We start from the raw sequence: 23843 nt of genomic DNA, 5'->3' as shown, positions 1-23843 counted from the left end.
CGGCTGTCACCCGACGAAATGCTGCGGGAGCGAACGATCTCGACTTCTCAGGTCCGGCAATCGGCGCCCAAATGCTAGGCAGTCATGCGCAACCGCGGGGCGAAGGTCGAAATCCGCCGCGAACCTTTTCGAGGCGTTCTAGGTTTCCATCGACCAGCGCCGCTTCGGCGCGGGTCCAAGAGACGGACAATCAACGTGGACACCGGCGTGGCGGCAAAACTACAGAGCCTGGACGAGGCCCCAACCCTGCCGATGACGGGCGCGGCCTACCTGCCAGGCGTGGCTTATGACGAGATGTTCGCCGCCGGCGGCGACGTGCGGGCCCACTACGCCCCGTTGCAGTCGCGGATGGCGACCCTGGGCGCCTCGGCCCTGGCCGACCGGCAGAAGACGCTGGAGCGATCGTTCCTGCTGCAGGGCATCACCTTCACCGTCTACGGCGCGGGCAGCGCCACCGAACGGATCATCCCCACCGACCTTTTCCCCAGAATCATCCCCGCCGCCGAATGGGCGCGGATCGAGTCGGGCCTGACCCAGCGGCTGCAGGCCCTGAACATGTTCCTCGCCGACATCTACGGCGAGCAGAAGATCCTGATGGACGGCGTGGTGCCGCGCGAGCTGGTGCTGGGCGCGCCTTCGTACCGGCGCGAGATGCAGAACCTCTACGTGCCGCACAAGTCGTACGCCAATGTCTGCGGCAGCGACCTGATCCGCGGCCAGGACGGCGAGTTCGCGGTGCTGGAGGACAATCTGCGCGTCCCGTCCGGCGTCTCGTACATGCTGGCCAACCGCGACGCGGCCAAGCGCACCTTCCCGGGCACCTATCGCGAGGCCGGCGTGCGGCCGGTCGAGCGCTATCCCGACCTGCTGCTGGCCACGCTCAAGAGCATGAGCGCCGACTGGCGCTCGGATCCACAGGTCGTGGTGCTGACCCCCGGCGTCTACAACAGCGCCTACTACGAACACGCCTATCTCGCCCGCCTGATGGGCGTGCCGCTGGTCGAGGGCCGCGATCTCGTGGTCCACGACAACATGGTCTACATGCGCACGACCACCGGCCTGCGCCGAGTGGACGTGATCTATCGCCGAGTCGACGACGACTTCATCGACCCCCTCACCTTCCGCCGGGATTCCTCGCTGGGCGCCGCGGGCCTGTTCAACGCCTATCGCGCCGGCAACGTGGTGATCTGCAATGCCCCGGGCACCGGCGTGGCCGACGACAAGGCCGTCTACGCCTTCGTGCCGGACATCATCCGCTACTACCTGGGCGAAGATCCGATCCTGCCCAACATCGAGACCWATCTCTGCCGCGAGAAGAGCCAGCTCAGCCACGTGCTCGACAACCTCGACAAGCTGGTGGTCAAGGCCGTCGGCGCCTCGGGCGGCTACGGCATGCTGGTCGGCCCGCACGCCAGCGCCCAGGAGCGCGCCGAATTCGCCGAGGCCCTGAAGGCCGATCCGGCCAACTACATCGCCCAGCCGACGATCCAGCTGTCGACCGCGCCGTGTCTCGTGGACGGCCGCATCGAACCGCGCCACGTCGACCTGCGCCCGTTCATCCTGTCGGGCGAGAAGACCATCGTCACGCCCGGCGCCCTCACCCGCGTGGCGCTTAAGCGCGGCTCGCTGGTGGTCAATTCCAGCCAGGGCGGCGGCTCCAAGGACACCTGGGTGCTGGCCGAGGAGAACGGCCACCACAACGGCAACGGCCACGGCAAGGGAGGCCCGCAATGATGCTCGCTCGGGTCGCCGACAGCCTCTACTGGCTGGGCCGCTATATCGAGCGCGCCGAACACCTGTCGCGCCTGTCGAGCGTGATGCTGAACGCCACGCTGGACCAGACCGATTCCGGCATGCAGGCGGTGTGGATCGCCCTGTCGGCCGTCGGCGACGACGGCGCAGGCAAGGTCTCGCCGTTCGAGGCCGCACGCGCCCTGGTGCTGGACCGCTCCGACCCCAACTCGGTGGTCTCGTCCCTGACCATGGCGCGCGAGAACGCCCGCCAGGTGCGCGACCAGATCACCACCGAGACCTGGGAACGGCTGAACGTCCTCTATCTGCGCGTCACCGACGCCAGCGCCGAGGCCGAGTTCGCCGACAACTCGGTGTCCTACCTGCATGACGTCATCGCCGACGTGCACCTGTTCAAGGGCGCGGCCGACGCCACCATGAGCCACGGCGAAAGCTGGCGGTTCATGATGCTGGGCATGTACCTGGAGCGCGCCCAGCTGGTCTCCAGCCTGCTGGAGGTGTGCTTCGCCCAGGCCCCCAGCCGCGAGATCCACGATCACCTGGCCCTGGTCAGCCTGCTGCGCATGGCTTGCGCCCTGGAGCCGTACCTGCGGGTCTACACGGCCGAGATCGAGCCCCGGCACATCCTGGAGTTCCTGGTCTTCGACGAGGACTTCCCGCGCTCGATCCGCTTCGCCACCTCGCGCATCGAGGAGCACCTGACCGCGCTGGCCCGCCACGTCGAAGCGGCCGGTCGCGCCGCGCCGGAACGCCTGGCCGGCAAGCTGAAGGCGCGCCTGCAGTACGCCGACGTCGACGAGCTGGAAACCATCGGGGCCGGCGCCCTGCTGACCACCGTCGTCAACGAGTGCGCCCGCATCCACGAGGCGATCTACGAGACGTTCGTCGCCTACCCCCTCGAACTCCGTCTGCCGGCCTGACCATGCTGCTCGAAATCCGCCACGTCACCCAGTACCACTACGAGCGCCCCGTCCGCGAAAGCCTGATGGAGCTTTGGATGCAGCCACAGAAGGGCGCGCGCCAACGGCTGGTCAGCTTCGAGCTCGACCTCGATCCGGCCGCCCAGCTGTTTTCCTATCCCGACAGTTTCGGCAACGCGGTCTACCATTTCGACGTGCCCCAGCCGCACGACCGCCTGACCATCATCGCCCGCTCGGCGGTGGAGACCGAGCACGCCGTCGAACTGCCCGACCGGCTGGACATCGGCGAATGGGATCGCCTGCGCAGCGAGTTCGTTCGTGGCGAATGCTTCGACTTCCTGCGGCCCCACGGCTTTGTGCAGACCACCGAGCGCCTGCTGGCCTTCATCGCCCAGCACGACCTGGAGGCCTTGCGCCGGCACGACCCGCTGACGGCCCTGCGCCGCCTGAACGAGACCCTCTATCAGTCCTTCGGCTACCAGCCCGGCGTCACCGACGCCGACAGCCCCATCGACCTGGCGCTGGAGGCCGGCAGCGGCGTCTGCCAGGACTTCGCGCACATCATGCTGGCCATCTGCCGCAGCTGGGGCCTGCCGGCGCGCTACGTGTCGGGCTACCTGTTCACCGACCGCGACGCCGGCGACCGCTCGGATCCCGACGCTACCCACGCCTGGGTCGAGGTGTTCCTGCCCAGCCTGCGCTGGGTCGGGTTCGACCCGACCAACAACTGCCTGACCGGCGAGCGCCACGTGGCCGTCGCCGTAGGCCGCGACTATGCCGACGTCACGCCCTCGCGCGGGGTCTACAAGGGCGACGCCGAGAGCCATCTGGCCGTCGGCGTGACGGTGCGCCGGGCTCGCGCGGCGCTGGCCGAACCCGAGTTCCTGCGCCTGGCCAAGCCGGCCTCGTTCGGCGCGCGCCGGCGCAACGGCGACGCTGCGGTCCACCAGGACCAGCAGCGCCAGCAGCAGCAACAACAGCAGCAATAGAAAACGGCCCCGGCGGATCTCCACCGGGGCCGAACTTCATCAGTCGATCTTCACGAACGGCGTGGCGCCGCTGGTGACCTTGGGCAGCTCGCCGTTCCACTTCTCGATGGCCTGCTGCTGCAGGACCTGGGGATTGGCGCGAATGGCCTCGCCCTTGATGCGGATCGCCTCGGCCTCGCCGCGCGCCTTGGCGATGGCGGCGTTGGCCAGGGCCGTCTCCTTGGCTTCCAGCGCCTTGGCGGCCAGGGCTTCCTGCTCCAGCTTGGTCTTCTCCTGCATACGGTCGACCACGGCGCTCGGGTAGCGGATCGAGCCGATCCAATCCATCTGCGACACGCTCACGCCGTGCCGCGCCCACTTGCCCGACACCCGCGCCAGCGCCCTCTGAACGACCATCTGGCGACCGCCGCTGTAGAGCGTCTCGACTGACACCTTCTCGGTCTCGGCGGCGATGGCCGAACGCACGTCGTTGCGGATCGGCCCGTCGAGCAACTGATCGAAGGTCAGGCGGTAGGTCTGGTAGAGCATGGGCGCCGAGGCCGGATTGACCTGCAGCGTCACCGAAACGTCGGCCGTCATCGGCAGACCGGTGTTGTCGCTGAACTGCAGCTCCTCGTTCTCGTTGCCGCGCTCGTCGCGGTCGCGGGTGTAGCTGTAGGTGCGCTGGATCACCGGAAACTGGACGATCCGCTCGCCGATCCCCCTGAAGTACCAACGCGCCGGCAGCGCTTCGGGCGCGACACCCGCGCCCGTGCCCAGGGTCTTGATCTTGACCCCGACATTGCCGGGCTCGACCGTGGTGCCCTGCGAGATCACCGAGCACGAGCCGAGCACCAGCACGGCGCCCGCGATAGTGACGAGCAGGATCGCCCGCTTGTTCAGCGGCGAATGAATAGCCATGGATTTTCCCTCAATGCGCCTTGGGCGCGCGTTTCGAAGCGTTCGACGGGCGGGTCGCTATGGCGATGAACCGCGAGGCCAGGAAGATCAGTCCGGCCGCGCCGAGCGCGAAGGCGAGCGGCGCTGCAATCAGCCCCAGGTCCGTGCCCGAGCCCCACAAGGGACCCACGACGACGCGAACCAGGACGACCGCGAGGACCACCCAGATCGTAAGAAGTGCGACAGCTTTCCCCAACATCCCCTCAGCCCTCATGGACCGGCGATATCCAATAGCTAGGCAGGGGAAGGCGCCCCTTCAATCAGGGCGCCCGGTAATTGCCGCGATTTAATCTTCGGCGGCAGAGCCCAGGGGGGCCGCCGCTCAGGCCGCGTAGACGTGGCTCTTGCCGATCGCCAACGTCACCGCGCCATTGAAGCGATCGGCGTCGGCCCGCGATGCGGCGATCTCGATCCGGGTTCCATCGGCCAGCACGGCGTCGACACGCGCCAGGGCGCCCTGGGCGTTGACGCGCTCCACCCTGGCCTCGACGCCCTCTCCGGCGAGCACGAAGTCGTGCGGCCGCACGAAAGCCACGGCCGCGCCGTCGGCGACGCCCGGGGCGGGCAACGCCAGCGGGCCAGCGGTGAACCGGCCGCCCTCGACCTTGCCCTCGAAACGGTTGGATTCGCCCACGAAGCCGCAGACGAAGGCCGAGGCCGGATTGTCGTGCACCTCGCGCGGGCTGCCGATCTGCTCGATCTTGCCCTTGTTGAGGATGGCCACGCGGTCGGCCAGCTCCAGCGCCTCTTCCTGGTCGTGGGTGACGAAGATCGTGGTCACGCCCGTGGCGTCGTGCACGCGGCGCAACTCCTTGCGCAGCGACTTGCGGACGGTGGCGTCCAGGGCGCCGAACGGCTCGTCCAGCAGCAGTACGCTGGGCTGCACGGCCAGAGCACGGGAGAGAGCCACGCGCTGACGCTGGCCGCCTGACAGCTGCGAGGGATAGCGGCCGCCCAGACCGTCGAGCTCGACCAGCTTGAGCAGTTCGTCGACGCGCTTGACGATCTCGGCCTTCGGCGGCTTGTCCTTGCCCTTCCGAACGTCGAGGCCGAACGCGATGTTCTTGGCCACGGTCATGTGCTTGAACAGCGCGTACTGCTGGAAGACGAAGCCCACCCGGCGCGCGGCGGCCGAGGCGTAAGTGACGTCCTTGTCGTGGAACAGCACCTGGCCGGCGTCGGGGAACTCCAGGCCGGCGATGGCGCGCAGCAGCGTGGTCTTGCCCGAGCCCGACGGCCCCAGCAACGCCAGCAGTTCGCCGTCGGCGATCTCCAGATCGACGTTGTTCAGCGCCGGATAGCGGCCGAACTGCTTCTGGACGGAACGGATGGAGATGGTCATGGCGTCTTCGCGTTCCGTTTAGTGTCCGCCGCGGCCGCGAACGGCCGGCTGGGCGACTTCGAGGGCGGTCTTCAGCACGAGGGTGACGATGGCGAGCAGGCACAGCAGAGCCGCGACCGCGAACGCCCCCACGAAGTCGTACTCGTTGTAGAGGATCTCGACATGCAGCGGCATGGTGTTGGTCAGGCCGCGGATGTGGCCGCTGACCACCGACACCGCGCCGAACTCGCCCATGGCCCGGGCGTTGCACAGCAGCACGCCGTACAGCAGGCCCCAGCGCACGTTGGGCGTGGTCACCCGCCAGAAGGTGTAGAGGCCAGAAGCGCCCATCGAGATGGCGGCCTCCTCCTCGCTGGTTCCCTGCTCCTGCATCAGCGGGATCAGCTCGCGGGCGACGAACGGGAAGGTCACGAACACGGTGGCCAGCACGATGCCGGGCACGGCGAAGATGACCTTCAGGTCGTTGTCGAGCAGCCATTCGCCCAGCCAGCCCTGCATGCCGAACACCAGCACGTAGATCAGGCCCGCCACGACGGGCGAAACCGAGAACGGCAGGTCGATCAGGGTGATCAGGAAAGCCTTGCCCGGAAAGTCGTGCTTGGCCACGGCCCAGGAGGCGCAGAGGCCGAAGATCGCGTTGAACGGCACAGCGATGGCCGCCGTCAGCAGGGTCAGCTTGACCGCCGCCAGGGCGTCCTCGTGCAGCACGGCCTCGACGGCCGCCGGCACGCCCTTGCGCAGGGCCTCGGCGAACACCGCGACCAGCGGCAGGATCAGCACCAGCGCCAGGAAGACCATGACGACGCCGATGACCAGCGCCTTGACCCAGGTCGGATCCTCGGTGGGGTGACGGGCGCGCGCCATCAGACGAACCTCCGGGAAAAGGCCTGGATGGCGTTGATGACGAACAGCATCAGGAACGACACCACCAGCATGACCACCGCGATCGAAGCGGCCTGGGCGTACTGGAACTGCTCCAGCTGGATGATGATCAGCAGCGGCGCGATCTCAGACTTGTAGGGCATGTTGCCGGCGATGAAGATCACCGAGCCGTACTCGCCGACGCCACGCGCGAAAGCCATGGCGAAGCCGGTCAGCCAGGCCGGCCCCAGGGCCGGCAGGATCACGCGCCAGATCGTCTGCAGGCGCCCCGCGCCCAGGCTGGCCGAGGCCTCCTCGACGTCGGCCGAGAGGTCGCGCATCACCGGCTCGATCGTGCGGACCACGAACGGCAGGCCGATGAAGATCAGGGCGATGGTGACGCCGGCCGGGTTGTAGGCGGCCTTGATCCCCAGCGGGGTCAGGAACTGCCCGATCCAGCCGTTGGGCGCATAGAGGGTGGCCAGGGCGATGCCGGCCACGGCGGTCGGCAGGGCGAAGGGCAGGTCGACCAGCGCGTTGATGATGGTCTTGCCCGGAAACTCGTAGCGCACCAGCGCCCAGGTGGTCAGCACGCCGAACACGCCGTTGGCGATCGCCGCCACCAGCGCAGCCCCGAAGGTCAGGCGGTAGGCGGCCAGGGCGCGCTCGGAAAAGGCGGCGGCCGCGAACTCGGACGGCGACAGCTCGGCCGCCTTCAGCGCGACGGCCGAAAGGGGAATCAGCACCACCAGCGACAGGATCGACAGCGTCACGCCCAGGGTCAGGCCGAACCCGGGAATCGCTGACCGCCTGCGAAACAGCGGGCGGCGCGCCGCGGCGGGGCGTTGCGCGGCAAGGGAGTCGGCGGTCATGTCCTGATCGTCGTCCTGGTTCCGGCTGCGGCACGCGGCCTTTGGGTGAACAAATGCGCGCGCGGCGCCTCGACGTCGAACCGGCGCCAAGTTGGAGCGCTTAAATCTCCACTGCGCCGATGGGGTCAATTGAGATTTCTCGGGCGAGCCCCGTAGAAAAACTGTCCGTTCGGCACCCTGCCCCGCACAAGCCAAACCGCGAAGCGAAATCCGCGCCGGAACTCAACCTGCGAAGCTTGAATTTCAATATATGAAACAACGATGCAATTTATGGGAAATTTCTTGCGACTTTTGGTCGGCATGCGAAGATCGCCCCAACAACGCGCATAATCCCTTGGGGGGAAGCTCAATGCCCTACCGCCTTCGCAAGGCCGCCATGCTGGCCTCTGCCGCCGCTTCGCTGCTGGCCCTGCCCGCTCTCGCCGCCCCGCGCCAGGTCGAGCATCTCGACCGCGGCCTGGTCGCCGCCCCCGCCGTCGACGGCGGCGTGCTGGTCTCCTGGCGCTACACCGGCGAAGACGCTCCGGGCCTGGCCTTCAATCTCTATCGCGACGGCAAGAAGCTGAACGCCAAGCCGCTCGCCTTCGCCACCAACTTCGTCGACAAGGCCGGCGTCGCCGGATCGCGCTACACCCTCAAGACCGTGACCAAGGGCAAGGACGGCCCGGTCGAGGGTGAGACCATCGCCCTGAAGGACGGCTTCCTGACGATCCCGCTGCAGAAGCCCGCCGGCGGCGTGACCCCCGACGGCGTGGCCTACGAGTACACCGCCAACGACGCCAGCGTCGGCGACCTGGATGGCGACGGCCGCTACGAGATCGTCCTCAAGTGGGATCCGACCAACTCCAAGGACAACGCCTTCTCGGGCTATACCGGTCCGGTGCTGCTGGACGCCTATACGCTGGACGGCAAGCGCCTGTGGCGCATCGATCTTGGCCGCAACATCCGCGCCGGCGCCCACTACACCCAGTTCCAGGTCTTCGACTTCGACGGCGACGGCCGGGCCGAGATCGCCGTGCGCACCTCGGACGGCACGGTGGACGGTACGGGCAAGGTGTTGGGCGACGCCAACGCCGACTGGCGCGGCGGCCCGGTCGAAACCCCGACCAAGGACAAGACCGGCGCCGAGATCAAGCCTGACGGCGCCATGGTCGCCAAGCTGACGGGTCGGATCCTGAAAGGACCGGAGTTCCTGACCGTGTTCGACGGCCGCACCGGCGCCGCCCTGGATTCGGTTCCGTTCGCCGCGCCGCGCGATCCGACCACCGACGCCCCCACCACCGAGCAGATGACCAAGCTCTGGGGCGACGGCTACGCCAACCGCTCCGACCGCTTCCTGGCGGGCACGGCCTATCTGGACGGCCAGCATCCCAGCATCATCATGGGCCGCGGCTACTACGCCCGCACCACGGTCAGCGCCTGGGACTTCAGGAACGGCAAGATCACCCAGCGCTGGGTGTTCGACAGCGCCGCCCCCGGCGTGCCGGAAGGCTTCGGCGGCCAGGGCAACCACCAGCTGTCGATCGGCGACCTCAACGGCGACGGCCGCGACGAGATCGTCTACGGCTCGATGGCGCTGGACGCCGACGGCAAGCCGCTGTGGACCGCCAAGCTCTATCACGGCGACGCCCTGCACCTGGGCGACCTGGACCCCGACCGTCCGGGCCTCGAGCGCTTCGGCGTCAACGAGAGCCCGAAGATGAACGGCGGCATCGGCTCGGCCATGGTCGACGCCAAGACCGGCGAAGTGCTGTGGACCACGCCGACCGACAAGGACACCGGCCGCGGCGTCGCCTTCGACATCGATCCGCGCTTCCCGGGCGCCGAGGCCTGGGCCAGCAACTCCGACGTCCTCTACACCGTCAAGGGCAAGCCGATCGAAGGCGTCAAGCGCCCGCCGCAGATGAACTTCGGCGTCTGGTGGGATGGCGACGAACTGCGCGAACTGCTCGACCGCAACAAGATCTTCAAGTGGGACTGGCTGAAGGGCGAGAGCAAGGTGCTGCTGAACGCCGAGGGCATGACCTCGAACAACGGCACCAAGGCCACCCCGACCCTGTCGGCCGACATCCTGGGCGACTGGCGCGAGGAGGTCATCCTGCGCTCGGAGGACAACACCTTCCTGCGCATCTACGTGACGCCCTATCCGACCGATCGCCGCCTGGTCACCCTGATGCACGATCCTGTCTATCGCGCCGGGATCGCCTGGCAGAACACCGCCTACAACCAGCCGCCGCACACCAGCTTCTATCTGGGGCACGGCATGAAGAACCCCGAGCGTCCGAACGTCGCCGCCGTGAAGGTGAAGCCGTGAAAACCGTCCTGATCGGCCTGGCGACCGCCTTCGCCCTCGCCCTCCCCGCCTTCGCCCAAGCGCCGGCCGCCCAGCCGCCGCGCGAGTGGATCGACAAGGACACCGGCCACCGCGTCGTGCGCCTGTCGGACGAGCCTGGCTCCAGCAGCCTCTATTTCAACTATAACGGCTACACGCCCCAGGGCGACAAGCTGGTCATCGCCACGCCCAAGGGCCTGAGCACGGTTGACCTGGCCACCCGCAAACTGGTGCCGCTGGTCGAGGAGGACGGCAAGTTCCTGTTCGTCGGCCGCAAGACCCGCTCGGCCTACTACATCGTCACCGAGGGCAAGACCCGGGTGGTCAAGGCCGTCGACATCGACAGCAAGAAGGTGCGCGTGGTCGCCAGGTTCGACCGCGGCGACATCCAGACGATCAACGCCGACGAGACCCTGCTGGGCGGCGTGGTCGTCACCAAGCCCGAGATCGAGACCCGTCCCGACGGCATGCTCAAGCGTGATAACCGCTTCGACCAGGCCGCCTACGAGGCGGTCGGTCCGGACGGCAAGCCGCTGAGCTTCGCCGAGGCCAAGGAAGTGCGCCTGAACGAGCGGCTCGAATCGAAGATCCCGATGGAGATGTTCGTCATCGACACCCGCACGGGCGAGAAGCGCGTCGTGCACGCGGCGACCGACTGGCTGAACCACCTGCAGTTCTCGCCGACCGATCCGAACCTCTTGATGTTCTGCCACGAGGGTCCCTGGCACAAGGTCGACCGGCTGTGGCTGCTGCGCACCGACCAGCCGGGCGCCAAGCCGGTGAAGATCCACACCCGGACCATGAACATGGAGATCGCCGGCCACGAGTGGTTCAGCGCCGACGGCAAGACCGTCTGGTACGACCTGCAGACCCCGCGCGGCGAAGACTTCTGGGTGGCCGGCTACGAGATCGCCACCGGCAAGCRCACCTGGTACCACGTCGAGCGCAACGCCTGGTCGGTGCACTTCAACTCCAGCCCCGACGGCAAGCTGTTCGCCGGCGACGGCGGCGACAGCGAGATGGTCGCCCACGCGCCCGACGGAAAGTGGCTCTATCTGATGCACCCGCGCGGCATTCCCGACGTGGCCGGCATCCACGCCCCGGACTCCGAGCACCTGATCCGCCCCGGCGTCATCGACGCCGAGAAGCTGGTCAACATGAGCGCCCACGACTACCGCCTGGAACCGAACGTCAACTTCACGCCCGACGGCAAGTGGATGGTGTTCCGCTCCAACATGCACGGCGCCAACCACGTCTACGCGGTGGAACTGGCCAAGGCGAAGTAGGCTCGGGATGAAGCCCTCGTCCTTCGACAAGTTCAGGATGAGGGCGACTTCCGGCCTTGCAGTAAATCCTCACCCTCAGCCTGTCGAAGGGCGGGGATTTCTCCCCTGACCTCGGCCGTCGCCCTCTCCTCCCGCGCACGCCACTTGGCCTTCAGGGTGTGGGAGGTCTCCCGCGAGCCGTCGGGGCTCCACCCTGGCGGCCCGAAGAGATAGCCGATCACCTCGCGCGGCGAGCGGCTGCCCGCCAGGTCCTTGGCGATGCCGATCCACTCGTGGAAGACGTTGGTGAAGAGGTTGAAGCTGGGCAGGTTCCGCACGATCCCGTAGCGGCACGGTTCGGCGTCGTCCTCGGGGATGAAGGTGCCGAACATCCGGTCCCAGATGATCAGGATCCCCGCGTAGTTGGCGTCGAGATAGCGCGGGTTGCGGGCGTGGTGCACCCGGTGGTGCGAAGGGGTGTTGAACACCGCCTCGAACCAGGCCGGCATGCGGCGCACGACCTCGGTATGGATCCAGAACTGGTAGACGAGGCTGATCCCCTTCTGGATCGCCACCATGGCCGGCGGGAAACCGAGGAAGGACAGCGGCAGCCACAAGAGCCAGGTCCCGGCCACGCCGCCGGTCCAGGTCTGTCGCAACGCGGTCGTCAGGTTGTAGTGGGTGGAGCTGTGGTGGTTGACGTGGCTGGCCCACCAGAACCGTCGCTCGTGCGCCAGGCGGTGAAACCAGTAGTAGGTCAGGTCTTCGGCGAAGAAGAGCACGACCCAGGCCCACACCGCGGTCATCGGGATCGTGAACAGCCGATGCTCGTACGCCCAGAGACTGGCGGCGAAGACCGCGCCGCCGGTCAGCAGGCCGGCGATCGTGCTGCCCAGCCCCATCATCAGCGAGGTGGCCGCGTCGCGCGGCTCGTAGTTAGCCCGCGCCTTGCCGAAGCGGGCCAGCAGGACCTCCAGCACGATGGCGACCACGAAGAACGGAATGGCCAGCTGGACTGGATCGAAGGCGGGCTTCATGCGGCGGCCTCCTGCGGCGGCCAGGGGCATTGCCCCAGGCGAAGCCGCGGCGCGCCGTCGACGGCCGCCAGGCGCACGCTCCCTTCGGCGGGACGGGCCGCGACGACGTCGCGCCAGGCGGCTGAACGCGCCACATAGCCGTCGCCCTTGCGCCAGAGCACCAGCGCCAGATCCTCGTCCGCGCGGGCCACGACGCTGGCGCCGTCGCCGCCGATCCAGACGGCCGTGACCCCATGATCCGGAAACTCGTCCGCCAGCAGCCGCCGAGCGGCCGCCTCGTCCAGCGGCGCCGTCGGTCGCGCGATCCCCGCCCAGGCCGAAAGACCCACCAGCAGGGCGACGGCGAGCGCCGAGCCCAGCAACTGCACGAGCAGCGCCTTGTCCATCGCCGCCTCCTCCCCCGTTTTGGGTCGAAGGTCTGGCCGACCAGCGATCACGTCAAGCGTCAGAACAGGGGTTTACGCAACCGGATTCGCCGCTCAAGTTGCGAACCGCACGCATCACGCGGGGTAAGGGAAACGGGTATGTCTTTGATGTTCGAACCGCTGCGCAAGTACGCGCAATTTTCCGGACGCGCTCGTCGTTCGGAATACTGGCTCTTCGCGCTGTTCACCTTCGCTGTCAGCATGGCCATCACCATCCTGCGGATCGCCACGGGCGGTTTCGACAGCCTGGAGAACGGCGGCTTCGACGCCCTGAGCCTGGTGAACCTGGCGTTCTCGCTGGCGATGCTCGTTCCCAGCCTCGCGGTCTCGTTCCGCCGCCTGCACGACACCGACCGTTCGGCCTGGTGGATCCTCATCGGCCTGATCCCGCTGATCGGCGCCATCGTGCTGCTGGTCTTCTACCTGCTGCCCGGCACCACCGGCCCGAACAAGTTCGGCGCCGATCCGAAGCAGACCCACAAGGACGCCGCCGAAACCTTCGCCTGAGGTTTCGACCAGACAAGGCAAAGCGCGCCGCCCTCGAAGGAGAGCGGCGCGCTTTTTCTTTGACCCAAGCCCTAGAACTTGCGGGCGTAGCCCACCGACACGACGTTGGCGTCGTCGGCGTCGTTGTCGCGGAACTGCTGGCGCGTGTAGTCGACGCGCACGCCGTTCTTGTCGTCGAACTTGTACTGGGCGCCGACGCCGTAGTTGACGCTGTCGGCGTCGAACTTGCTCTCAACGCCAGCCAGCTTCTGCTTGAACTGGGTGTTGCCGTAACCGACGCGGCCGATCAGGTCGATGTTCGGGGTCACCGGCAGGAAGCCGACGCCATAGACGGCGGCCGAGTGAGTCTGCTCGATGCTGGAGCGGACGCCGGCGCGGTCGATGTTGTCGTCCTTCACGCCGCCGGACAGTTCGCCCTCGACGCCGAAGTGCGGGGTCAGCTTTGCGCCCAGGCGGCCCTGGATGGCGCCGGTATCGGCGCCTTCGGCGCGCGAGCTGTTGTAACCAAGGTTGCCGTAGATTTCCGGCGAGCTCGATTGAGCATGAGCCAGAACCGGAACAGCAGCGACCGACATGGCGGCCACGGCCGCAGACATGAGAACCTTCATTATTTTTACTCCTGGTACTGGGATTTCTTGTGCTCCMTCAGCCTCCTTTGGGTATTGGGGCAACGAGGCCCGTATTTGACCGCACCCTGACCTGTTTGGGGCCATTGCGTGACGTTTCCGACATTTGGACCGGCGATTATGGCCAAGGCTCGAAAGTTCCCTTGCGGCAGGTCGAATAGCCACAGGCGATGCAGCCAGGACACGGCCGCTTGGCAGGTGACGCGCGCGCCGGGCGTGCTATTGATCGCGTCCAAACAGTGATCAGATCGGCGCGCCCATGTCGCGCGCCGGCCCATCGGGACCGCCGCCTTGCATCAAGCCGTCATCGCCGCCACGGGGCTCTACACCCCGCCGTTCAGCATCTCGAACGTAGAACTGGTCGACGCCTTCAACGCCTATGTCGAACGCTTCAACGCCGCCAATGCGCAGGCCATCGCCGCCGGGGAAGTGACGGCGCTCGCCCCTTCCTCGCCGGAGTTCATCGAGAAGGCCTCGGGCATCAAGGCCCGCTACGTGATGAACAAGGACGGGATCATCGACCCCGAGGTCATGCGCCCGAACCTGCCCGAGCGCCCGAACGACCAGATCTCCATCCTGGCCGAAATGGCCGTCAAGGCGGCCCAGCAGGCGATCGCCGCCTGGGGCAAGCCCGTCTCGGAAATCGGCGCGGTGATCTGCGCGGCCTCGAACATGCAGCGCGCCTATCCGGCCATGGCCATCGAGGTGCAGCAGGCCCTGGGAATCGAGGGCTTCGCCTTCGACATGAACGTGGCCTGTTCGTCGGCCACCTTCGGCATCAAGACCGCCGCCGACTTCATCGCCACCGGCAGCGCCAAGGCGGTGCTTATGGTCAATCCCGAGATCTGCTCGGGCCACCTGAACTTCAAGGACCGCGACAGCCACTTCATCTTCGGCGACGTGGCCACCGCGGTGATCCTGGAAGAGGCCTCGCAGGCCACGGGCGGCTGGGAGATCCTGGGCACGCGCCTGAAGACCCAGTTCTCCAACAACATCCGCAACAACTTCGGCTTCCTCAACAACGCCGCCCCCGAGGGCGTCGGCGCCAAGGACAAGCTGTTCGTGCAGGAAGGCCGCAAGGTGTTCCGCGAGGTGGTGCCGATGGTCAGCGAGATGATCGTCGAGCACGCCGGCGACATCGGCCTGGACGCCACGGCCCTCAAGCGCCTGTGGCTGCACCAGGCCAACATCAACATGAACGACCTGATCGCCCGCAAGGTGCTGGGCCGCGACCCGGAAGCCGGCGAGAACGTCATCATCCTGGACGAGTACGCCAACACCAGCTCGGCCGGCTCGATCATCGCCTTCCACAGCGCCAACGACGACTTCGCCCCCGGCGACACCGGCCTGATCTGCAGCTTCGGCGCCGGCTACTCGGCCGGCACGGTGTTCGTCAGGAAGCGCTGAGCGGCGCCGCGCGCGGGAACCTGAGTTCTCGCGCGAAGGACGCCAGGATCAGCGGCCAGCCGTGATCGGAAGCCATCCCCTGGCGGATGGCTTTCCCGCCCTCGGCATGGCGATCCAGATCGCGGTGCTCGACCACGACCCGCGCGCCCTCACCCGCCGGCTCGAAGCGAAACTCGACCTCGCTCTGGCGCTCCAGCGGCTCGACGCCGCGGTCGGGCGCGACGTTGAAGCCGACCACCAAGCGGTGGCCCGGATCATAGGCGCGCACGTCGCCCCACGGACTCTCGACGCCGTCACGGTCGACCTCGAACCAGCTGCCGCCGGCCACCGGCTCGACATGCACGGTGGCGAACCGCGCGCCGCTGCGGCTGTAGGCCATCGGCCACCAGCGGCCCATGTCGCCGACGAAGCGGGCGAAGGCCTCGGCCGGCAGGGTCTCCACGGTGATCTCGCTGACGATCGGTTCGAACATCGGGGGCTCCTTCGCGAGAGGAACGCGCGGGGCTCCGGTCGGATCACTGCGAAGGCTTGTCGTCAGATCGCCTCAAGCTTGACCTGAACCGGCGCCGCCCCCTTCAGCGCCAGCGTCCATTCGGTCTCCGTGCGGGCGATGGCGTAGCAGCGACGCGCGCCCCGCTCGTCGTCCAGGCACAGATTTCCGTCGGCGACGACGTAGCGGCCCTTGGACCAGCCGAAGTCGTGCCGTTCGAACCAGCTTCCGTCGGCCCTCAGAGCGATGCCGTCCATGCCCACCGGCATGTTCGGAAAGACCACGACCCGCCCGATGAAGGCCGCCCTGGCCGCGGCGTCGGAGACGGCCTTGGGCGCGGGCTTGGGGTGCGCGGCCTTCCATTCCATGGCCCGCTGGATGCGGCGGCCCACGGCGGGATGGTCATAGAAGACGATCTCCTCCAGCCGGCCGGGCGTGGCCGCGCGGTACTCGATGGTCTTGACCAGCGCCTTGGCCAGGCCGTCGGGCTCGTTGAAATGCACGAGGCTGTAGCGGTCGGCGTCGCTCTCGGCGATGCGGATCAGGCTGTTGGTGATCGGCGTGGCCAGAAGGAACAGCACGGTCAGCACGGCGCTCAACACCGGCAGGCCGGCGGGATCGGAAAGCCCGCGGACCTGGTCGCCGCCCAGCAGCCGGCAGGCCGGGACGAACAACCGGTCGACCAGGAAGAAGGCCAGGATCGCCAGCAGGCTCATCACGCCGGCGATCCACAGCGAGTGGTGGCGTCGGTAGTGGCCCATCTCGTGTCCGACGACGCCGCGCACCTCGGCAAGGTCGGCGCCCTTCTTGAACATCGTGTCGCTCATCGCCACCCGGGCCGAGCCGAACAGGCCCGAGACGTTGGCGGTGTAGGCGTTGGACTGCCTGGAGCCGTCGTAGATGAAGATCTTGTCCGACGGCATGTCGACCTGCCTGGCCATCGCCACGACCTCATCGCGAACAGGTCCGGCCGGCGCGGGCGTGTACCTGTTGAAGATCGGCTCGATGTAGAGCGGCGCCAGCAGCATGCCGACGGCGATGAAAGCCGCGGTCAGACCGCCGCTCCACAGCCACCAGGTGCGCGGCGCCTTGCGGATCAGCGCGTAGAGAGCCGCGAAGAACAGGCCGCCGATCAGCGCGCTGATGGCCAGCGAGATCGCGCCCTCGGTCAGCCAGCCGGCAAAGGCCTGGCTGGTCAGGCCGTACTGCCTGGATCGCCACCAGTCGCTGTAGACGGTCCAGGGCAGCGAAAGGACGGCGTCGAAGACGATGTAGAGGCCGCCGATCCAGCAACTGACCAGCAGCGGCCGGTTGCGCCGCCCCTCGAACTTGCGCCGCAGCACGACCAGGACGCCGCTGCGCACGATGAGGAACGAGACCAGCAGCGCGACGAGCGCACCCCATAGCAGCAGCCAGTGGCCGCCCTGCGTGTAGGCGACGGCCCGGGCGTGCGCCTCCGGCGGCAGTTGCGCCAGATAGGCCGCCGTGGCCGCGGCCGGATCGAAGCTCTGAGCCATCCTTGCTTCCCCCGAAGGCATGCTGCCCGGCAGCAAGCCAGAGCCGGCCGTCCGCGTCAGGTTAAATCGCCGTCAGGTGGAGCTCGGACAGCGATCCCGTCGCCTTGCCCCTGGCGGCCCCGCCGCAGCGGTATAGAACTGGACCGATGACCTTCGTTTCGAGGCCCGCCATGCGATTCCCCGCCCGTCGTGACATCCTGCTGGGCCTGGGGGCCGGCGGCGCGCTGACCCTCGCCGGCTGCGGCGGCAAGGACGCGGCCGGCGGAACCAGCGGCGCGGCGCGGGTCGAGGCGACCAAGACCCTGCGCATCGGCCTTGAGGGCACCTATCCGCCGTTCAACTTCCAGGGCGCCGACGGCCAGCTGACCGGCTTCGACGTCGACTTCGCCAGGGCCCTGGCCGAGCAGATGAAGGTCAAGCCGGAGTTCGTCGCCGCACCGTTCGCCGGCCTGCTGGGCGCGCTGGAATCGGGCCGCACCGACGTCGTGATCAACCAGATCACCATCACCCCCGAACGCGCCGCCAAGTACGACTTCTCCAAGCCCTACACGGTCTCGGGCATCCTGATCATCGTGCCCAAGGGCAAGACGGGCGTGGCCGGTCCCGCCGACCTGGCCGGCAAGAGGGTCGGCGTGGGCCTTGGCACCCACTACGAGCAGTGGCTCCGCCAGAACCAGCCCAAGGCCGAGGTGCGCACCTATGACGACGACCCGACCAAGTACCAGGACCTGCGGGCCGGCCGCATCGACGCGGTGCTGAACGACCGCCTGGTCGCCGCCGACTTCCTGAAGACCGCGCCCGACCTGGTCGCCGCGGGCCCGCCCTTCGCCCCGCAGAGCCAGGGCGTGGTCATGAAGCGCGACCCGGCGCTGAAGGTGCTTGTCGACGGTGCCATCGACGCGCTGCGGGCCGACGGACGCCTGGCGGCCATTTCGCAGAAATGGTTCGGCCTGGACGTGACCGTCTAGCCGATGGACGCCGCCGAGCTCATCGCCCAGTCGGCTCCGCTGCTGCTGAAGGGCGCGGTCTACACCATCCTGCTCAGCCTGATCGGCATGAGCCTGGGCCTCCTGCTGGGCTTTGGCCTGGCCCTGATGCGGCTGTCGCGATCGCCGCTCCTGCGCTGGCCGGCGGCCGTCTATGTCTCGGCGTTTCGGGGCACGCCGCTCCTGGTGCAGCTGTTCCTGATCTATTACGGCCTCCCGCAACTGGGCCTGGAGTTGCCGCCGCTGATCGCGGCGGGGATCGGCTTTTCGCTGAACGTGGCGGCGTACGCGGGCGAGATCCTGCGCAGCGCCATCGCCGCCGTCGACAAGGGCCAATGGGAAGCCGCCGCCGTGCTGGGCCTCACGCGCGGCCAGGCCATGCGCCGCATCATCCTGCCCCAGGCCGCGCGCACCGCCGTGGCGCCCCTGTCCAATAGCTTCATCAGCCTGGTGAAGGACACCTCGCTGGCCGCCACCATCCAGGTGCCCGAACTGTTCCGCCAGGCCCAGCTGATCACCGCCCGCACGTACGAGATCTTCGCCATGTATCTCAGCGCCGCGGCCATCTACTGGATCGTCTCCAGCCTGCTGGCCCTGGGCCAGGGCTGGCTGGAACGCCGCGCGGAGGCCCGCCGATGAGCGCCATCCAGGCCAGGGGCCTTTCCAAGCGCTTCGGAGACACCGCCGTGCTGAACGGCGTCGACCTGACCGTCGCGCCCGGCGAGGTCGTCGCCGTCATCGGCCCCAGCGGCTCGGGCAAGAGCACCCTGCTGCGCTGCCTCGCCGGCCTGGAGGCGCTGAACGGCGGAACCCTGTCGATCGCCGGCGTCGAGGCCGGCGGCAAGGTTCCGCTGGCCCGCGCCCTGAAGGGCCGCGTCGGCTTCGTGTTCCAGAACTTCAACCTGTTCCCGCACAAAACGGCGATCGAGAACGTGGCCGAGGCGCCGGTCGTCGTGCGCGGCGAACCGCCCGCCAAGGCTCGGGAACGGGCCCTGGAGCTGCTGACCAAGGTGGGGCTGGCCCATCGCGCCGACGCCTATCCCGGCGCCCTTTCAGGCGGCCAGCAGCAGCGCTGCGCCATCGCCCGGGCCCTGGCGATGGACCCCGAGGTCATCCTCTTCGACGAGCCGACCTCGGCGCTGGATCCCGAGCTGGTCGGCGAGGTGCTGGCGGTGATCGGCGACCTGGCCGCCGAGAAGCGGACGATGGTCATCGTCACCCACCAGATGGACTTCGCCCGCGAGGTCGCGGACCGGACGATCTTCATGGACGAAGGCCGCATCCTCGAGGAAGGCCCCTCGGCGACGCTGTTCACCGAACCCCGCGAAGATCGAACGAGAAGGTTTCTCAGTAAATTGCGAAGCTTGCAGCCATAATTTAGCCTCTGGCGCCCCGCACCCCTCCCGGGCTACGCCGCGTGTGTCTAGAGGCGAGGATTCGTGAAACCCTATATCGACCTGAAAGGCGCCTCCGGCGCCGTCTATCGCTACAAGCTGGCCGAGGATCGCGACCCGCGCACCACGATCGCCGGCAACTATCTCTATGTGAACGCCGAAGGCGTCGTGGTGTTCGCCGGCGAGGCCAACAATCTGCACGACTCCACGCGCGGTTTCGCCGAGGCGGCCGAGAAGCACGCCGCCGAGCATCTCTACATCCGCCTGAACGTCTCGGGCGCCGCGCGCGCCGACGAACTGGCCGATCTGCTGGCCGAGCTGTCGCCGGTGGGCAACCCCGCGCAAGCGGAAGACTGAGGGCGTTTTCATCGGCCGGTCGCCCATGACCGGCCGAGCCCCAAACTTGGCCGTTGCCCGCCAGCCGCGCATATGCGCCCATCCACCCGCATAGCGGGGGATTCTCAAATGCGGCTTGCGGCGGCTCTTTTCGGCGTCCTGTTTCTTTCGGCCTGCGCCACCACGGCGCCGGACAAGGTCTTCTTCGCGGCCGACGCGGCCGACGGCCTGGTGGTGATGGAGCTGGTTCCCACCCCGGCGACCTACCAGATCGAGGCCGCCAGCTTCGACCCCGCCCAGTCTCGGATCGAGAGCAAGGGCTACGTCACCCTCTACGCCAGTCCGGCCATGCGCTACGCGGTCTCGCGGGCCAAGCCCGGCGTCTACGCCGTGACCGCCGTCAGCCATCAGGCCACCTGGTACGACTGCTTCAACGGCGGCACGGTCTCCTTCGAGGTCAAGCCTGGCGAGGTGACCTTCCTGGGCAAGCTGGACGCGCGCCCTGCCCTGGCCGACATCGCCATCAAGCTTCCGGGCTACAGCATGAACAGCCAGAAGTTCTACGTGCTCGACACGCCGCGCCCCGCCCTGACCGCGCCGGCCGACATGGCCGACTGGAAGGGCGAGCTGACGCCGTTCCTGACCAACACCTATCCGAACGTCACCGCGCCGACCAAGCCTGCGCAACTCAAGCCCGCCACATTCGCAAGCGGCTGGAGCCTGCTGGGCCAGAAGGTCTGCTACGGCTACTTCAACCGGGCCAAGGGCCAGCCGGAGCCGGCCAAGCCCGCCAGCTAGGCTCGCGCCAGGAAGGCGGCGATCTCGGAGATCACCGAAGGCTCGGGGGCCATGATCGCCTGCAGGTGGTCGCCCGACGTCGAGATGAACGGCAGCCCGTGGGTCGCCGCGAACGTCTGGGACGGCGCGTGATAGGGATCGGCCGTTCCGTCCCACAGCAGAACCGGAACGCCCGCGCCGAGCACCGCCACGGAAGCGCCCTCCAGCGTGTTCAGCGCCTCGAAGTACGCCTGCATGGCCGGCAGGATTTCGGGCGTCACCCATTGCACCAGAGCCGGCGCGACCTGCTGGCTGAAGCCCCAGAAGATGTCGAAGCGGATCGGTCCGGCCGGCCCCCTGGGCACGCCGCCCGCCAGGTCCCAGCCACCGATCACCAGCGAGGCCAGGCGCTCGGGGTGATGCCTGGCCACGCCCACCGCCATCCAGCCGCCCATCGAGTAGCCGACCAGGTGGGCCTTCTCCGCGCCGAGCGCATCGAGCACCGCCACGATGTCGCCCGCCCGCTGGTCCTGGGCGTAGAGCGCGGCGTCCGCCGGCTTGTCGCTGAGGCCATGGCCCAGCGAGTCGACGCAGACCACCGTGAAGCGATCGGCCAGGGCCGCGACGAAGCCGTTGGCCCGCCAGCTGTCGGCGTCCATGAACAGGCCGTGCTGCAGCACCACGTGCGGTCCCGTCCCCTCCACCGTGTAGTGGATCTGCTGGCCGCGATGGCTGGCGAACGGCATGGGCGAGTCTCCGTGAAAGCGGGCCGCTAGTCAGGCCGGTCCACAAATTTGCGCAAGGCGAACGGGACGAGAACACCCCGGCTTGGCTATCCTCCCGCCGATGCGTCCCGAGTCGCTCTTTCCCCTGTTCGCCGCGATCTCGACCCTCAAGGGGGTCGGGCCCCGCGTCGCGCCCCTGGTCGAGAAGCTGGCCGGGCCGATCGTGCGCGATGTGCTGTTCACCCCGCCCCAGAGCCTGATCCGCCGCACGGCGACCACGGCCGCCATGGCCCAGGACGGCCAGGTCCAGACCTTCGTCGTGACGATCGACGCCCACCTGCCGCCGCAGCGTTCGGGGCAGCCCTGGCGGATCCGCGGCTGGGACGAGACCGGATTCGTCACCCTGGTCTGGTTCAAGGGCCACGGCCCGCACCTGGAACGCCAGCATCCGGTCGGAACGCGGCGGGCCGTCAGCGGCAAGGTCGAGCGGTTCGGCTCCGAGATCCAGGTCGCCCATCCCGACTACATGCTCGAGGCCGAGCGGATCGACGAGATCCCGCCGATCGAGCCGGTTTATCCCGCCACCGCCGGCCTGCCCTCGCGCACCTTCCGCAAGTTCGCTCAAGAGGCGCTTTCCCGCGCCCAGGCCCTGCCCGAGTGGCAGGACGCCGCCTGGATGGCCCGCGAGGGCCTGCCGCCCTGGCGCGAGGCCTTCGAGCGCCTGCACGGCCCCGAGGGCGAGATCGACCTTTCGCCGATGTCGGCGGCGCGGCGACGCCTGGCCTATGACGAGCTTCTGGCCCACCAGCTGGCCCTGGCCCAGCGCAAGGCCGGCAAGCGCGCCCAGCCCGGCCCGCGCATCGTCTCGGGCCCGCTGGCCGAGGCGGCCGAGAAGGCCCTGCCCTTCCGCCTGACCGGCGCCCAGGTGCGGGCGCTGTCGGAGGTGCGCGGCGACCTGGCCCATGGCGAGCGGATGAGCCGCCTGCTGCAGGGCGACGTCGGCTCGGGCAAGACCGTCGTGGCCATGCTGGCCATGGCCGACGCGGCCGGCGCCGGCTTCCAGTCGGCCCTGATGGCCCCGACCGAAATCCTGGCCCGCCAGCACTACGAGACCCTCGCTCCGCCGCTGGAGGCCCAGGGCCTGGCGGTCGTGCTGCTGACCGGACGCGACAAGGGCGCAGCCCGGGCGGCCAAGCTGCAGAAGCTGGCCGACGGCTCGGCCGCGGTGGCCGTGGGCACCCACGCGCTCTTCCAGGACGACGTGGCGTTCCAGAGCCTGGCCCTGACCATCATCGACGAGCAGCACCGGTTCGGCGTCAACGAACGCCGGCGGCTGCAGGAGAAGGGCCCCAAAGACGCAGAATGGGGGGTGCACCTGCTGGCCATGTCGGCCACCCCGATCCCGCGAACGCTGGAACTGACGGTGTTCGGCGACCTGGACGTCTCGCGCATCGACGAGAAGCCGCCGGGCCGCACGCCGGTGGCCACCCGCGCGGCGCCGACGCCGCGCGTGCCCGAGATCGTCGATCGCCTGCGCAGCGCCATCGAGGGCGGCGCCCAGGCCTTCTGGATCTGCCCGCTGGTGTCGGAGTCCGAGAAGGTCGACCTGCGGGCCGCCGAGGACCGCGCCGCCGACCTGCGCAAGATCCTCGGTCCCCGCGTCGGCCTGGTGCACGGCCAGATGCCGGCGGCCGAGAAGGACGCGGTKATGCAGGCCTTCGTCGACGGCGAGGTCGGGGTGCTGGTGGCCACCACGGTGGTCGAGGTGGGCGTCAACGTGCCCAACGCCAGCATCATGGTCATCGAGCACGCCGACCGGTTCGGCCTGGCGCAGCTTCATCAGCTTCGCGGACGGGTGGGCCGGGGCATGCGCGAAAGCTCCTGCGTGCTGCTGTACGATCCGCCGCTGTCGGAGGTCGCCCAGCAGCGCCTCGACATCCTGCGGCGCAGCGACGACGGCTTCGAGATCGCCGAAAAGGACCTGGAACTGCGCGGCGGCGGCGACCCGCTGGGCCTCAAGCAGAGCGGCTTTCCCGCCTACCACCTGGCCGACCCCGTCGCCCACCGCGACCTGATCGCCGTAGCCGCCGACGACGCCCGCCTGATCCTGGCCCGCGACCCCGACCTTTCCTCGCCGCGCGGCGAGGCCGTACGGACCCTGCAGGCGCTGTTCGACTGGAAACCGGCGTCGGGCCTGAACGACGCGGGCTGACGGCCCCCTCCGGCCCTTCGGGCCACCTCCCCCAGAGGGGGAGGATCTTGGTCGGCGCAGATGCYCCCCCTCTGGGGGAGCTGTCGCAGAGCGACTGAGGGGGTTCTCAGCGCCTGCGCTGACCCCCACCGG

General features: G+C 68.4%; 24 protein-coding genes. 13 read left to right on the top strand and 11 right to left on the bottom strand.

Annotation, left to right across the window (positions count from 1 at the left end; all coding sequences use genetic code 11):
* Positions 1-207: 207 nt before the first annotated feature.
* The 3 genes from AC1DCG_RS19185 to AC1DCG_RS19175 are packed head-to-tail and all read left to right on the top strand — an operon-like array spanning position 208 to position 3661.
* Complete coding sequence (locus AC1DCG_RS19185; protein WP_477041609.1) at positions 208-1734, top strand: circularly permuted type 2 ATP-grasp protein; 1527 nt, start codon at positions 208-210, stop codon at positions 1732-1734.
* Entirely contained in the window at positions 1731-2672 is a 942-nt protein-coding gene (locus AC1DCG_RS19180) for an alpha-E domain-containing protein (protein WP_165255416.1), read from the top strand. The genes AC1DCG_RS19185 and AC1DCG_RS19180 overlap by 4 nt, the downstream gene beginning before the upstream one ends.
* A gap of 2 nt (positions 2673-2674) precedes the next feature.
* Positions 2675-3661 carry a transglutaminase family protein gene (locus tag AC1DCG_RS19175; RefSeq protein WP_477036911.1) on the top strand — a complete coding sequence of 329 codons (987 nt, stop codon included), beginning with the start codon at positions 2675-2677 and terminating at the stop codon, positions 3659-3661.
* A 39-nt stretch (positions 3662-3700) separates the two neighbouring features.
* On the opposite strand, the gene AC1DCG_RS19170 is transcribed toward AC1DCG_RS19175, so the two are convergent.
* The 5 genes from AC1DCG_RS19170 to cysT form a co-directional block, all read right to left on the bottom strand.
* Positions 3701-4561, bottom strand: coding sequence for an SPFH domain-containing protein (locus tag AC1DCG_RS19170; RefSeq protein WP_165255413.1), 861 nt, complete (start codon positions 4559-4561; stop codon positions 3701-3703).
* Between the two features lie 10 nt (positions 4562-4571).
* The gene (locus AC1DCG_RS19165) at positions 4572-4763 is read right to left on the bottom strand and encodes a hypothetical protein (protein WP_477028622.1); all 192 of its coding nucleotides are present in this window, start codon (positions 4761-4763) and stop codon (positions 4572-4574) included.
* 159 nt (positions 4764-4922) lie between these two features.
* The gene (locus AC1DCG_RS19160; RefSeq protein WP_477028621.1) at positions 4923-5942 is read right to left on the bottom strand and encodes a sulfate/molybdate ABC transporter ATP-binding protein; all 1020 of its coding nucleotides are present in this window, start codon (positions 5940-5942) and stop codon (positions 4923-4925) included.
* 18 nt (positions 5943-5960) lie between these two features.
* Positions 5961-6806 (bottom strand): sulfate ABC transporter permease subunit CysW, encoded by an 846-nt coding sequence (gene cysW / locus AC1DCG_RS19155; protein ID WP_165255408.1) that lies wholly within the window; start codon positions 6804-6806, stop codon positions 5961-5963.
* Positions 6806-7675 carry a sulfate ABC transporter permease subunit CysT gene (gene cysT / locus AC1DCG_RS19150; RefSeq protein ID WP_477028620.1) on the bottom strand — a complete coding sequence of 290 codons (870 nt, stop codon included), beginning with the start codon at positions 7673-7675 and terminating at the stop codon, positions 6806-6808. Before cysT ends, cysW begins: the two co-directional genes overlap by 1 nt.
* Before the next feature lie 349 nt (positions 7676-8024).
* On the opposite strand from cysT, the gene AC1DCG_RS19145 reads away from it, so the two are divergent.
* Positions 8025-9989: a rhamnogalacturonan lyase gene (locus AC1DCG_RS19145; protein ID WP_477036909.1), complete on the top strand. Its 1965-nt coding sequence runs from the start codon at positions 8025-8027 to the stop codon at positions 9987-9989.
* Positions 9986-11293, top strand: a complete 1308-nt coding sequence (locus AC1DCG_RS19140) for an oligogalacturonate lyase family protein (RefSeq protein ID WP_477041608.1) — start codon at positions 9986-9988, stop codon at positions 11291-11293. The genes AC1DCG_RS19145 and AC1DCG_RS19140 overlap by 4 nt, the downstream gene beginning before the upstream one ends.
* Positions 11294-11325: 32 nt before the next feature.
* Here AC1DCG_RS19140 and AC1DCG_RS19135 read toward each other — a convergent pair whose 3' ends face one another.
* Positions 11326-12309: a sterol desaturase family protein gene (locus AC1DCG_RS19135; RefSeq protein WP_477036908.1), complete on the bottom strand. Its 984-nt coding sequence runs from the start codon at positions 12307-12309 to the stop codon at positions 11326-11328.
* Positions 12306-12695, bottom strand: a complete 390-nt coding sequence (locus AC1DCG_RS19130) for a hypothetical protein (RefSeq protein ID WP_477028616.1) — start codon at positions 12693-12695, stop codon at positions 12306-12308. Before AC1DCG_RS19130 ends, AC1DCG_RS19135 begins: the two co-directional genes overlap by 4 nt.
* 138 nt (positions 12696-12833) lie before the next feature.
* On the opposite strand from AC1DCG_RS19130, the gene AC1DCG_RS19125 reads away from it, so the two are divergent.
* On the top strand, positions 12834-13241 hold the full coding sequence (locus AC1DCG_RS19125; RefSeq protein ID WP_477028615.1) for a DUF805 domain-containing protein: 408 nt from the start codon (positions 12834-12836) through the stop codon (positions 13239-13241).
* Between the two features lie 71 nt (positions 13242-13312).
* Here AC1DCG_RS19125 and AC1DCG_RS19120 read toward each other — a convergent pair whose 3' ends face one another.
* Positions 13313-13849: a porin family protein gene (locus AC1DCG_RS19120; RefSeq protein WP_477028614.1), complete on the bottom strand. Its 537-nt coding sequence runs from the start codon at positions 13847-13849 to the stop codon at positions 13313-13315.
* Between the two features lie 309 nt (positions 13850-14158).
* On the opposite strand from AC1DCG_RS19120, the gene AC1DCG_RS19115 reads away from it, so the two are divergent.
* The gene (locus AC1DCG_RS19115; protein WP_477028613.1) at positions 14159-15274 is read left to right on the top strand and encodes a beta-ketoacyl-ACP synthase III; all 1116 of its coding nucleotides are present in this window, start codon (positions 14159-14161) and stop codon (positions 15272-15274) included.
* Here the strand turns inward: AC1DCG_RS19115 and AC1DCG_RS19110 are convergent.
* Together AC1DCG_RS19110 and AC1DCG_RS19105 are read right to left on the bottom strand one after the other, a co-directional pair.
* Positions 15261-15746 (bottom strand): SRPBCC family protein, encoded by a 486-nt coding sequence (locus AC1DCG_RS19110; protein WP_477028612.1) that lies wholly within the window; start codon positions 15744-15746, stop codon positions 15261-15263. The two genes, AC1DCG_RS19115 and AC1DCG_RS19110, sit on opposite strands and share 14 nt — an antisense overlap.
* Positions 15747-15808: 62 nt before the next feature.
* Positions 15809-17281 carry a M48 family metallopeptidase gene (locus tag AC1DCG_RS19105; protein WP_477036906.1) on the bottom strand — a complete coding sequence of 491 codons (1473 nt, stop codon included), beginning with the start codon at positions 17279-17281 and terminating at the stop codon, positions 15809-15811.
* A gap of 170 nt (positions 17282-17451) precedes the next feature.
* Between AC1DCG_RS19105 and tcyJ the strand changes: the two genes are divergently transcribed.
* From tcyJ to AC1DCG_RS19080, 5 genes are all read left to right on the top strand, one after another.
* A complete protein-coding gene (gene tcyJ, locus AC1DCG_RS19100; RefSeq protein ID WP_477036905.1) occupies positions 17452-18249 on the top strand; it encodes a cystine ABC transporter substrate-binding protein in 798 nt (265 codons plus the stop codon).
* 3 nt (positions 18250-18252) lie between these two features.
* A complete protein-coding gene (gene tcyL / locus AC1DCG_RS19095) occupies positions 18253-18906 on the top strand; it encodes a cystine ABC transporter permease (RefSeq protein WP_165255386.1) in 654 nt (217 codons plus the stop codon).
* Complete coding sequence (locus AC1DCG_RS19090; RefSeq protein ID WP_477036904.1) at positions 18903-19643, top strand: amino acid ABC transporter ATP-binding protein; 741 nt, start codon at positions 18903-18905, stop codon at positions 19641-19643. Before tcyL ends, AC1DCG_RS19090 begins: the two co-directional genes overlap by 4 nt.
* A 63-nt stretch (positions 19644-19706) precedes the next feature.
* On the top strand, positions 19707-20018 hold the full coding sequence (locus AC1DCG_RS19085) for a hypothetical protein (protein WP_165255382.1): 312 nt from the start codon (positions 19707-19709) through the stop codon (positions 20016-20018).
* A 108-nt stretch (positions 20019-20126) separates the two neighbouring features.
* Positions 20127-20795, top strand: a complete 669-nt coding sequence (locus AC1DCG_RS19080; protein WP_477028608.1) for a hypothetical protein — start codon at positions 20127-20129, stop codon at positions 20793-20795.
* Here AC1DCG_RS19080 and AC1DCG_RS19075 read toward each other — a convergent pair.
* On the bottom strand, positions 20792-21520 hold the full coding sequence (locus AC1DCG_RS19075) for an alpha/beta fold hydrolase (protein ID WP_477028607.1): 729 nt from the start codon (positions 21518-21520) through the stop codon (positions 20792-20794). The two genes, AC1DCG_RS19080 and AC1DCG_RS19075, sit on opposite strands and share 4 nt — an antisense overlap.
* 100 nt (positions 21521-21620) lie before the next feature.
* On the opposite strand from AC1DCG_RS19075, the gene recG reads away from it, so the two are divergent.
* Positions 21621-23711 carry an ATP-dependent DNA helicase RecG gene (recG, locus tag AC1DCG_RS19070; protein WP_477028687.1) on the top strand — a complete coding sequence of 697 codons (2091 nt, stop codon included), beginning with the start codon at positions 21621-21623 and terminating at the stop codon, positions 23709-23711.
* The last annotated feature ends 132 nt before the right edge of the window (positions 23712-23843 follow it).

Source organism: Caulobacter sp. 10L414 (genome assembly GCF_056395525.1).
This window is presented reverse-complemented; position numbering and strand designations above follow the sequence as displayed.